The organism is Lacrimispora sp. 38-1, from assembly GCF_049890855.1.
Lineage (GTDB): Bacteria > Bacillota > Clostridia > Lachnospirales > Lachnospiraceae > Lacrimispora.
In genome coordinates, this window is sequence record NZ_JBANEW010000046.1 from 46,644 (window position 1) to 58,572 (window position 11,929).

The following is an 11,929-nucleotide window of genomic DNA, read 5'->3' on the forward strand; positions in this document are numbered from 1 at the left end:
TTACTTAAATTATACCGGATTGATGAGGTGGGTATTTCTGGCTTAGATTCATGTAGAGAAATTTGCAGGTATGTTTAAATAAAAAAGAAATGTCTTTGCTGATATATAACTATATATCTCACAGAAACATTTCTTTTTTAGCTTCTGATTCATGCGTACCTCACGTAGATACGTTTCTATCAGTAATATGGATAAACATACTCCTGCTGTGGTTTCTCCGCTGCCACCATATTTTCTGCATCAATGGTAGGATATCCGTCTTTTACTGACAGCTTTCCGGTGACCGTCACCCAGTCATTTTCTTTAAAGCTCAAGCCTTTTGTATCATACGCCATCAGCCCCATGGGCGCCATATCAGCAGAACAGCACCACATAGACAGACGGACCAGCGCGAATTCATTTTCCTGGCGGTTCTCCAGATCCAGAAACACAAACCCCTTCATGGTAACTGTATATCCCTGGTATTTGTCTGCATGAGCTCCAAGCTCTGTCATCCACGCATAATAATCATCGTCTGCAATGGTGATCGTTCTGGCTTTCTCATCAAGCCCATTTAATCCGGCTCCTTTTAAAAGCTCAGGCTGCTGGCTTTGTGTCTGTGCAGCATCATCTGCATTCCCCTCATAGCCGGCACTGTAATCCGGCTGCTCTGCCTCTGTTTCATCTTCATAATAATCAAACCCGGATGTTTCCTGTTCACTGGCACTTCCAAAATCGATTCCAGTCCCTTCCGAAGAGGAACCAGGTATACTGGAGCTGGAATAGTTCTTAATCGCTGCACTTCCTGCAGGAGGGGCTGGCGGTACTGTTAAAATCAGAATCGGAATTCCAAGAACCAGACAATGAAACAGCCTGCCCTTATATTTTGGGCGGAAAATCTTCCCTGCCCCCATGGCTGCCCACAGTACCATAAGTGCGGACAGGCCATATAAATAAGGCTTCATTCTCGGCGTCACATAGGAGAGATAGCCGCCTGTAACAGTCAGCCGGAAAAGCAGAATTCCAAAAAGCAGATAGCAGGCAGACTCCGTCAATGCCTGCACATTGATTCCTTTCCCTTTCAGCTTCATATCCGGATCCCTCCGCTTCCAAGCAATGCAAACATACCCACTACACCAAAGCAAATCAGGAATGTTGTAACAAAAAGACGGACAATAAACTTTTTCTCAAATCCGCCAAGAAGCATTGCTCCATTTTTCAAATCAATCATGGGACCAAATACCAGAAAGCCCATCAGAGCCCCTGCCGGGAAAACACCTGCCATGGTTCTTGCCACCACCGCATCGGATGAAGAACACAAAGACAGGATAAATGCCATTGCCATCATAAATGCCACCGAACCCAGAATGGGAATTCCGGCTCCCGACCGGGTCATTCCCGGCCAGACTTCCTGCAGTACAGTGGAAACAAAAATGCCGGTAAGCAGGTATTTACCAACTGTGAAAAATTCATTCTGGGCGTGACGCATCATGAGAAAAAAACGGGAAGCTTTCGTCTCATCCGCCCCAGGGATCTCATAATCCCCGTACGTTTCTCCCCCCTGTATGGACGGATCCGCTAACAGTATCTTTTGAGGCTGAGATACAAGATAAGTAAGACCGGTCAGAACTGCGCACAAAATCCCCAGACCGCATCTGGCTGCAATTATCTTAAGGTTCCCATTAAAAGCATACCAGGTAGACAAAATCACCACCGGGTTTATCACGGGAGAAACCAGCATAAAGGTAACTGCTGCAGACAGCGGGACTCCCTTTTTTACCAGACCTTTAAACACCGGTACGGAAGCACAGTCGCAAACCGGAAGACAAAATCCGGCTGCAATGGCAAAGAGCTGCCCCATAACCACATTCTTTGGAAACTTACTCCGGATCCAGTCTGCAGGCACATAAACCTGTATGGCGGAGGAAAGCAGCACTCCAATAACAAGAAAGGGCACCGCCTGTAAAAACACGCCCAGAAACAACGTGACAAATGATCCCAGGAACGAATTTGCAATCAGATAAATAATGGCCACAGCTGCAGCCAAAAGCAGCAGAAGCTGGGATTTCACTTCATACCGGAACATATTTTTCTTAATACGGTCCCATTTTCCTTCTGTAAATACACGGATATCCGGATTAATACGAAAAAGCGCCTGGGCACTCTGCTCCGCCTTTTTTAAATCCTCTGTTCTTAAATATGCCATATCACTGGCTGCGATCTGGGACATGGAAATCTGCCCGGAGTCTGTGATCCGGTGCTTCAGTTCTTTTTCCTCCCCCACATAAACAACCTTTTCCACATTGATGGCCGGCTTCATGTGAAACTGGAGAAACATCTCCTCAAATTTGTGAAAATGCTCCATTCCATTCCACTCAATCAGGATTAAATCAGCCGGATCAGCCAGAATTTCTTCGCAAATCGAGTCAGCCACCAAAAACGGTGACTCCTCTATTTCTGCCTTAGAATAATAAAGGGAGCGCACGCCTTCGCCTTCGGCAAGGGGTGTATCGCCCCGTTCAAATTGAATCACCAGGACTTCCTGTTCAGAAAGTTCTTCCTTGATTAACCGGTTTATCAGCGTTGTTTTGCCGGAATCAAGAAATCCTGTGATTACCCATGCAGGAACCACCATGCGTCATTCTCCTTTAAACAATGTAATAATCTGCTGTTCCTTTATTCCTGTTCCTATGAAGCACACACTGTTTCCCTCTCCCCGGTAACTTTGAATCTTAAGCATACCGGGTATGTAATGAAATGAAATGCTTCCCTCTGGACCTTTCACAATCCCTTTTCCTCTGAGAATCATTCCATCTGCCTGCCCGGTTACCCTGTTAATTTTCACCTTCAGTTCGGCTTCTGACAGAAGTTCATCACACTCAAAGGTAACCGATGAAAAGATCTCTCTGGCAAAATGAAACAGGGGACGCACGGCAGATTCTCCCTTTCCGCCGGAACGGATCTTCCTGTTCAAAGCGGCGGGCTTTTTAAGCTCTTGCTGTAAGGTCTCCGCCAAAGTTACCCGGTTCCCCTCACGAAATACATCTGCAGGAATGCTGTCCCAGAAATCCGCTTCAATTCTGGCCTCAGAATTCAGTTTCCTGATTTTCCCCATGACGTCTTCTGTCTCTCCTGCTCTTTCGCTTATATGGCTTAAAAGAATTAAATCACCGAACTGAATCTGGTTGATAAACACTTCTCCGAAATTTTCTCTGTATTTATCAAAATTCATCACATCCACCACAGTAATGCAGCGACGGATCTTCACAATGTCCTTCCGGTTCATGCATACCTTAATAATATCCGACAGCCGCCCCGCTCCGGACGGCTCCACTAAAATCACATCAGGCCCATATTCCTCTGCAATCTGTCCCATGGCTCTGTTAAAATCTCCGGTCAGACTGCAGCAGATACACCCTGAATTTAAGCTGGTCACAATTAAACTGTCACCTTTTAAAAGCTCCGCATCGATTCCGGCATCTCCGAAATCATTTTCAATCACTACAACCTTCCGGTTCTGAAAAACAGCGGGGACCATCGTCTGAATCAATGTGGTCTTACCTGCCCCCAGAAAGCCGGATATGATATACAAATCTATCATCTTATCTACTCCTTATCGTGACCTAGCCTTTCACTCCGAGCAGCTTCTTTCCAATAAATATAAGCAGAAGAAAAACGACCCCCACTAAAACAATGGTTCCTCCCGGTTTTAACCCCAGATAATAGGCCGCAAAAAGACCGATTATCATAAATATCACATCAAAACCAATGGCATAAAGAACCGTCTGCCTGTAATTTTTTGAAAACTGCATGGAACAGGCTGTGGGAATTACCATCATGGAAGAAACAATTAATGCTCCTACGGTCCTGGCCGCTATGGAGACTGTAACTGCTGTTAACACGGTAAATATAAAATTCACTATTTTCACCGGAACTCCGGCAAGTCTGGCGCTCCTCTCATCAAGCGCGATATAAAACAGCTCTTTATAAAGGAGTAAAAACAGCAGGAGGACCGTTAAGGACACTCCAATCACCAGAAACATTTCCATATCGCTGATTGCTACAATACTGCCAAACAGAAAGCTGTTAAAATTGGCAGAATTCTTCACAAAACCGGAAAGTACACCTGCCAGACCGATTCCTGCAGACATGATAATCGCAATGGACATTTCTGAATAACGGGGCAGCTTTCTCCGTATGGCCTCGATTCCAAGGGCGGCCATGATACAGGCTGCCACGGCTCCGGCTACCGGATTGATCCCCATAATAAGCCCGAAGGCAACTCCTGCAAGGGAAGTATGGGAAAGCGCATCTCCAATCATGGAAAGTCTTTTTAATACAATCACGACACCAATACAGGGAATTACCATTGCAAGCAGGATTCCCACCACAAAGGCCCTCTGCATAAAAGCATAATTAAAGATCTCCATCACAGTCAGCCTCCCCTGGGATTGTTATTTGTCTCATTACTCCATCCTCCAGCCGAAAGATGGTATCTGCCAATCCAGCCAGCCGTTTCCGGTCATGTGTTACCATAAAAACAGTCATATGATCATCGCGATTGAAATTCTTTATCAGGCGGTAGAACTCTTCCGTATTCTTTTCATCCACACCGGTGGTCGGCTCGTCAAGAATCAGAAGACGGGGCCTGTTAACCAGGGCTCTCGCCAGCAAAACCCGCTGCTGCTGTCCGCCTGAAAGCTTTCCGATCAGGCGCTTTCTGTATGATTCCATTCCCACCTCGCAGAGCGCTTCCGTCACTTTTTCCTTCTCTTTTTTTCCTGCAAAATGAAACAGCCCGATCTGGCTGTACAAATTCGCCTGAATGATCTCCTCAACGGAAGCTGGAAAGTCCTTATAGGTATCCATTCCGTTCTGGGGAACATAGCCCACTTCTTTCCAGTCACAAAACTGACGGATGTCCTTTCCCAGCAGCTTAAAGCTTCCTGCCTCTCCGGTTAAAGACAGCTCTCCCAAAAGTATCCGGATCAGCGTACTCTTACCCGCTCCATTATCACCGGTGAGTGCGGCAAAACCGCCTTGGGGAACGGTTAGATCCACTCCGTTTAAAACCCGTGTTCCTCCGTAGGAAAATGTCAGTCCTTTCATTTCAATCGCGTTCACATGCTTACTCCTGTTCTTTTTATTCCAGCGCTTCCTTTAAGACGGTGAGATTTTTCTCCATAACGGTAAAATAATCATCCCCATTTTTTAACTGCTCATCCGTCAGTCCTTCTAAAGGATTTAAAACTTCTGTTTTTGCGCCGGTTTCTTTTGCTATGGTCTCCGCCACTTTCGGGCTGACCAGATCTTCAAAAAATATGGTTTTCACCTTATTTTCCTTTACGTAATCTATGACTTCGGCCATTCTTGCAGGATCCGGCTCTGAATCCGGTGTCAGTCCCTCAATTCCCATCTGAGTCAGTCCATAAGCATCGCAAAGATATCCGAATGCCTCATGGGCAACTACCACCGACTTGTTTGGCAGCGGAGACAGGGTGTCTTTAAATTTCTTGTCCAGTTCATCAAATTTACCGGCATAGGTTTCATAATTAGCCTGGTAGTATGCTTCATTCTCAGGGTCTGCCTTTACAAAGGCATCCTTGATATTTTCCATCTCTTTCTTCGCGTTAACCGGGCTCAGCCATACATGAGGATCAAACTCTCCGTGCTCATGTTCCTCACTTTCAGCTTCCTGGCTTTCCCCCTCCTCATGTTCGTGCCCCTTCATCAAAGTGATTCCCGAAGATGCCTCTGTAACAGTCAGATTCTTATTTTTAAGAGTTTTTAACACATCCTCCGCCCAGTGCTCCATTCCGGCTCCGCTGTATATAAATACATCCGCTTTTTCCAGGCTTGTGATGTCCTTTGTTGCCGGTTCCCAGTCGTGAGGCTCTGTTCCTGCAGGAACCATATTGGTAACATCTACTTTATCGCCGCCTATTTTCACGGCAAAATCATACATTGGATAAAAGCTTGCCATAACACTCAGCTTTCCGCTGTTATCTGCTTCCTTTTTTTGTCCGCAGCCTGATAACAGTGCTGCAGAAACTGCAGCTGTAAAAAGGACTGCTTTCATTGTTCTGTTTGTCTTATTCATTTATAAAATCCTCCGGTTTTTTATTTATTTCTGATCCCTGTATGTATCATCCTATTCAATTATCCATACGGATCTTTAAATCCACCAGAGAGACCGGACACAGAAAACGTCCTGCAAAATAAGGCAGCACTGTATAGTTTGTAATCTGGCAGGAAACAGCCACCACTGCAGCTGTTCCGATTGCCTCAGAAATAACGCTGATTGCCGAAATACATATCTCAAGCTCGTGACAGACTCTGCAATGTCTGCCTGTGCATTCGTGGGAAAGGTGGGTGAATACAAAAAACGATGAGCCCCATAAAACCATTATGAGAATGAAAGCTGTCACAAGGGCTGCCCATTGTCTTAAATTTAATCTGCCTTTCATAATAAATCCTTTCCTGCCTGTTGTTACTGCTGGCAACCGCTGCAATAGCCATAAAGCACCATGTGCTTCTGGTCCAGCTTAAATCCATGATCTTCATGGATATGGCGGTAAAATTCATCCAGTCTGGAGCATTCTAAGGGAATCATGGATCCGCATTTTAAACAGACCAGCTTTCCCACATTCCGGTTTATTTCCTCACCAATATATCGAAACTGGGCCTTCGACCCGTCAACAGACGGAATTTTCACAACCACTCCATCCTCACATAAACGTTCCAGGGCACGGTATACCGTAGTCTGTCCTACATGAATCCCGTCCTTTCGAAGACTTTCCATAAATTCTTCCACTGTACAGAATATTTCTTTTTGTTTTTTTAAGCAGCTGACAATCATTTCCTGCTGCCTGGTCCGGTATCTTCCACGTTCTGCCATATTCATCCCCTATTTTCGAAATCAGAAATCATTTTCATATTATAGCACTCTTCCATTAAATGTCAAGGCGAATTCGAAAACCATTTTCTGTTTCCATTGAGAAAATTCATCTTTTACCTCTTTTGGCTCTTGACAATGAGTTTTTAAACTGCTATTATGTTCATAAATTTAGAAATATTTTACTTTTTGAACAAAAAGGAGGAGCCTATGCAAGCAATCATCCTGGCTGCCGGTATGGGACGGCGTCTGAAACAGTTAACCGAGCATCAGCCCAAATGTATGGTACCCGTCAACAAAATTCCACTTATTGAACGAATGTTAAAGCAGCTTGACCAGTATGATCTGGAAAAGATCATACTGGTGACTGGTCACAAGGGGGAACTTCTGCGTTCCTTTGTGGAATCCCTTTCCCTTCATACTCCGGTAGTTTTTATTGATAATCCGGTTTATGAAACAACCAATAACATCTACTCACTTTATCTGGCCAAGGAGTATCTCCTGGAAGATGACACTCTGCTTCTGGAATCAGACCTGATATTTGAACAGGAGGTATTAACCCAGATCATTAAGGACCCCCGTCCCAATCTGGCTCTGACCGCTCCCTTTGAAAGCTGGATGGACGGCACGGTGGTACTCATTGACCAGCAGGATAATATCATGAAGTTTTTAACCAGAAAAGACTTCCGCTTTGAAGACATTCATTCCTACTATAAAACGGTTAACATATACAAATTCAGCCAGAACTTCTCCTCCACCCATTATGTTCCCTTCTTAGAGGCATACAGTAAAGCATTAGGAAATAACGCCTACTATGAGCAGGTACTGAAAGTCATCTCCCTTCTGGATGATCACGATTTAAAAGCCTCCCGTTTGGAAAATGGCTTCTGGTACGAAATCGATGACGAACAGGACTTGGATATTGCAGAATCCATTTTCACAGACTCCCAAAGCAGACTGCTCCGCCTGTCTGAGCGGTACGGAGGATACTGGCGTTATCCGGGACTGTTGGATTTCTGCTATCTGGTAAATCCCTATTTCCCTAACAGCCGTCTCATGGGAGAGATCAAGGCCAGTTTTGAAATTCTCACAACCAGCTATCCTTCGGGACTGGATATCAACAATCTCCTTGCCGCAAAGTCTCTGGGACTTGATAAAAACCAGGTATTAACAGGAAATGGAGCCACGGAACTGATCAAGCCCCTCCTTCGCAGCTTTAAAAAACCGGTTGGCGTTCTCCGTCCTTCTTTCTCGGAATATGAAAACTGCGCTGGTTCTGCTATCCCGTATACCATTCCCACCAGGGATTTCACTTATACGGCACAGGATCTCATGGATTTTTACAGTGATAAGGAAATCGACGCTCTTGTTTTAGTGAATCCGGATAATCCTACGGGAAATTACATAAAAAAAGAAGATGTTCTTAAGCTCGCCCGGTTCTGCGATGAAAGAAACGCTCTGCTGATTCTGGATGAATCATTTCTGGATTTTTCAGATAAGGAAGAATCGCCGTCTCTTATGACACCGGAGCTGTTAAACGCCAACCAGAATCTGGTGCTCATGAAAAGTATATCAAAATCCTATGGTGTACCGGGATTGCGGCTTGGAATCATGGCCTGTGCCAATGCGGATATTATCGCTCTTGTACGCAAAGAGCTTCCCATCTGGAACATCAATTCTCTTGCGGAATATTTTCTTCAGATATTTGAAAAGTATCAGGGGGATTACCATGATGCATTAAAGCAGTTTCAGGAGACGAGAAATGAGATGTACGGACTGCTGGGTTTCATAAGACAGCTGACTTTATACCCGTCCCAGGCTAATTTCATTCTCTGCGAAGTAAAGGACGGCTGCTCTGCCCATCAGATTTCCGAACTGCTTTTAAACCGCTACAACATTCTTGTGAAGGATCTCTCCCATAAACCGGGAATGGAAGGCAGAGAGTGCATCCGGATCGCAGTGAGAACCAAAGAGGATAATAAACGTCTATGCGACTCTTTAAAACATATATTACGATAATTTCAGGAGGTAATTAAAATGAATGCACAGGAAACAGCAAACGAAACATGGAAACAGATCTGGGTGAGAAAAGGAAAGGCAGAAGGAAAAGACTTACTCTCCTTTGACGGCTACGAAGCAACTCAGGTGGATATGGAGGAAGTGGCCCGTCAGATTACAAAACGGCTGGATATTCGAAAAGGTGACAAAGTTCTGGAAGTAGGCTGCGGTGCAGGTGCAATTGCCCAATACTTAGACTGTGACTACACAGGTATCGATTATTCCCACACACTGGTCAAAAAACATATTGAAATACTTCATAATTCCGTATTGACCGGAGAAGCTGCAGATTTACCATTTAAAGATCATTCCTTTGACAAGGTGATCTGCTACGGAGTTTATCTCTATTTTGACGATAAGGAATATGCAAAAAAAGCAACAAGCGAGCTGTTACGAGTTGCCAGAAAAAGCGTGCTCATCGGCGAACTCCCCATTCGTTCCCACCGCAAAGAACATCTACTTTTTACAAAGGATGAATTTGAGGGCTGGGAAATCAGCGACGGTTTCTACGATCCTTACAGGAGTGACCGTTTTAATGCAATTTACCGCCACATTTAATAATTATAGAAGAAACTGTTTTTATAAGCCCCGTCTGATTAAGGATCGGGGCTTATAAAACAGTGATTCCAGGGACTGACTTACGGCGTCACCCGGTTTAAATCTCTTGGGAAAAGTGAAGACAGGCGCACATTATCCTGATCAAGCAGTCTTCCTGTAAAACGCTCCAGCCCCAGGCCCAGACCGCCATGAGGCGGCATACCATATTTATGCATCATAAGATAGCTTTCAAATAAATCTGTATTCATTCCCCGGCTTCTCATTTTATTTAACTGCTCCTGATAAGAATGAATTCTCTGGCCTCCGGTCGTAATTTCCAGACCTTTAAACAGTAAGTCAAAGCTTTCCGTTACTTCCTGATTCTCTTCACTGTCCATGGCATAAAATGGCCTTTTCCTGCTGGGATAATGAGTAACAAATACAAAGTCACTTCCTGTTTCTTCTTTTATGAGCTGAGAAAGTAATTTTTCCTCTTCCGGCTCAAAGTCATCATAGTCCGCAATTGGTCTGTTGAATTTTTTAGAAATCAGCTCTTTCGCCTCCATAAATTTAATTGCCGGAATTTCCTTTATATAAGGTAGTTTTACGTTTAAAATCCCCCGTTCCTCTTCATAACCGGCTTTCAGCACTTCCATCACATGACGAAGCATTCCTGTTTCCATTTCCATAATATCTTCAAAGTTTCTGATATATCCCATTTCAAAATCCACACTGGTATATTCATTAAGGTGTCTGGAAGTATCATGCTTTTCAGCCCGGAATACCGGTGCAATCTCAAAAACCCGTTCATAGACACCCACCATCATCTGCTTATAAAACTGAGGACTTTGAGCCAGATATGCCTCCTTGCCAAAATAATCGAAGCGGAAGATATTGGCTCCTCCTTCGGCACCTGCATGAACAATTTTCGGAGAATGGATCTCTGTAAAATTCTCCTGTTTCAGAAATTCACGGATTCCCAGAGTGATTCCCTCCTGTAATAAAAATATAGCCCGTTCTCTTTCATTACGCAGAGTCACTGGTCTGAAATTCAGGAGATTTTCCAGGGAAGTATCCACCCGTTTATTATTAATAACAATGGGAATCTGCTGAACCGGCTTTGATAAGATTTCCATATCCAGCAGCTGAAGCTCAAAACCTGTTTTAGACCGTTCCTCCGGGATGACCTGTGCTGTTACAGTCACGCAGCACTCTTCGGACAGGTCTTCCAGCTCAAACACGGAATATTCTCTGCTGTAAATACATTGGACCACTTTTCTTTTTGTTCTTAGCAGGATAAATGCAAACCCGCTCATTTTTCTTATTTTATAGATGCTTCCATGAATTTTTATCTTTTCACCAAGATGACTGTTCAGATTCTCAGCTTCTATAGTTTCATTCTCTATAGTTCCAACAATATTCTTCAATATTTTTTCCTCCAGGATTTATGGGATACAAGATTAAAACGGTCCCTTTCCATCCATAAGGACATCATCCATATGCCCCACACGATCACCACCTCTCATGATTGCCCGTATGGGTAAAAAAATAGAACCACACGGATCAATACCATCCACCAATGCGGTTCAGAATTATAATTCTTTCCACATAGGCACAGCAACGAAAGCGCCTGCACCTATGATTACTCAAAGATACAAGCGCTATCAATCGTCGTCCCTGTTCAACATGGAAAATTGTTGATTACGATTCATCATAGCCACCTCTGCTTTATATTAATAGTAAACAGATTATCACAGATAATAAAACATGTCAAATGCAATTTCTTATACAATGAATCCCAGTTCTTTGGCCTTTTCCATCAGTACTGGCTGAATGTGTGGATAAGTCCAGTGTTCAGGCAGCTGCTCCGTCATGATTATTTCTGCGATTTCATGATGCAGCTCTCCTTCAAAGGAATAAATTTCTGCATAATAAAGCATTCCAAAGGTTTCTTCCTCTAAACACTCTCCATCTCTCGTCTCACCGCAAACGGAATATACACATAACGGAGTCAGTTCATATTCCATTGCACCAGTCTCTTCCTTAAGCTCTCTCCCTGCAGTCTCTGTTATATTCTCAAGAGCCTCTCTGTGTCCTCCAGGCACTTCGTATGTGTCCCTGTCTTTATGCCTGCAAAAAACCCATTTTCCCTGATTTTGGGAAATAATTACTGCAAATTTCAGCTTTTCATCTTCTGCCTTATCATAAAATTTCACCTTTGTCATCCCGAATTCCTGTTTCCTTCCTGTTTCCTTTAAACTACTTTCATCATACCATGAAATAAATGATGGCAAAAGTATAAAAATGGTAAAATTTAGATATAGTAAATTTCCAAAAAATCGTTATAATGATATCTGATTATATTAATGATCCAGATAATGAGTATCATTTGAGTATACTAAAACCTAGTAAACAGATGTGTTAATTTTAAAATTATAAGGTTTTTTATATTAAAAAAGG

12 protein-coding genes are annotated in these 11,929 nt (G+C 43.6%); 2 read left to right on the forward strand and 10 right to left on the reverse strand.

The genetic code is table 11. From position 1 onward, the window contains the following. Positions 1 to 179: 179 nt before the first annotated feature. From V7D18_RS10315 to V7D18_RS10350, 8 genes are read right to left on the reverse strand one after another with little or no spacing between them, the layout of a single operon-like run. Complete coding sequence (locus V7D18_RS10315) at positions 180 to 1,070, reverse strand: TIGR03943 family putative permease subunit (protein ID WP_426154041.1); 891 nt, start codon at positions 1,068 to 1,070, stop codon at positions 180 to 182. Then, positions 1,067 to 2,614, reverse strand: a complete 1,548-nt coding sequence (locus V7D18_RS10320; protein ID WP_426154043.1) for a permease — start codon at positions 2,612 to 2,614, stop codon at positions 1,067 to 1,069. The genes V7D18_RS10315 and V7D18_RS10320 overlap by 4 nt, the downstream gene beginning before the upstream one ends. A gap of 3 nt (positions 2,615 to 2,617) precedes the next feature. Further along, positions 2,618 to 3,580 (reverse strand): CobW family GTP-binding protein, encoded by a 963-nt coding sequence (locus tag V7D18_RS10325; protein WP_426154045.1) that lies wholly within the window; start codon positions 3,578 to 3,580, stop codon positions 2,618 to 2,620. Positions 3,581 to 3,602: 22 nt separating this feature from the next. Continuing rightward, positions 3,603 to 4,409, reverse strand: a complete 807-nt coding sequence (locus tag V7D18_RS10330) for a metal ABC transporter permease (protein WP_117416245.1) — start codon at positions 4,407 to 4,409, stop codon at positions 3,603 to 3,605. Next, positions 4,396 to 5,103: a metal ABC transporter ATP-binding protein gene (locus V7D18_RS10335; protein ID WP_426154047.1), complete on the reverse strand. Its 708-nt coding sequence runs from the start codon at positions 5,101 to 5,103 to the stop codon at positions 4,396 to 4,398. Before V7D18_RS10335 ends, V7D18_RS10330 begins: the two co-directional genes overlap by 14 nt. 19 nt (positions 5,104 to 5,122) lie before the next feature. Continuing rightward, positions 5,123 to 6,079, reverse strand: a complete 957-nt coding sequence (locus tag V7D18_RS10340; RefSeq protein WP_426154049.1) for a metal ABC transporter substrate-binding protein — start codon at positions 6,077 to 6,079, stop codon at positions 5,123 to 5,125. A 55-nt stretch (positions 6,080 to 6,134) separates the two neighbouring features. After that, the gene (locus tag V7D18_RS10345) at positions 6,135 to 6,446 is read right to left on the reverse strand and encodes an AraC family transcriptional regulator (RefSeq protein WP_426154051.1); all 312 of its coding nucleotides are present in this window, start codon (positions 6,444 to 6,446) and stop codon (positions 6,135 to 6,137) included. 23 nt (positions 6,447 to 6,469) lie between these two features. Then, entirely contained in the window at positions 6,470 to 6,877 is a 408-nt protein-coding gene (locus V7D18_RS10350) for a Fur family transcriptional regulator (protein WP_288827246.1), read from the reverse strand. A gap of 207 nt (positions 6,878 to 7,084) precedes the next feature. On the opposite strand from V7D18_RS10350, the gene V7D18_RS10355 reads away from it, so the two are divergent. Together V7D18_RS10355 and V7D18_RS10360 are read left to right on the forward strand one after the other, a co-directional pair. Then, positions 7,085 to 8,893: an aminotransferase class I/II-fold pyridoxal phosphate-dependent enzyme gene (locus tag V7D18_RS10355; protein ID WP_426154053.1), complete on the forward strand. Its 1,809-nt coding sequence runs from the start codon at positions 7,085 to 7,087 to the stop codon at positions 8,891 to 8,893. A gap of 18 nt (positions 8,894 to 8,911) precedes the next feature. Beyond that, positions 8,912 to 9,490: a class I SAM-dependent methyltransferase gene (locus V7D18_RS10360; RefSeq protein WP_426154055.1), complete on the forward strand. Its 579-nt coding sequence runs from the start codon at positions 8,912 to 8,914 to the stop codon at positions 9,488 to 9,490. Positions 9,491 to 9,570: 80 nt separating this feature from the next. On the opposite strand, the gene aspS is transcribed toward V7D18_RS10360, so the two are convergent. Both aspS and V7D18_RS10370 read right to left on the reverse strand, forming a co-directional pair. Beyond that, a complete protein-coding gene (aspS, locus tag V7D18_RS10365; protein WP_426154057.1) occupies positions 9,571 to 10,896 on the reverse strand; it encodes an aspartate--tRNA(Asn) ligase in 1,326 nt (441 codons plus the stop codon). Positions 10,897 to 11,253: 357 nt separating this feature from the next. Next, on the reverse strand, positions 11,254 to 11,694 hold the full coding sequence (locus V7D18_RS10370) for an NUDIX hydrolase (protein WP_426154059.1): 441 nt from the start codon (positions 11,692 to 11,694) through the stop codon (positions 11,254 to 11,256). Positions 11,695 to 11,929: the final 235 nt, after the last annotated feature.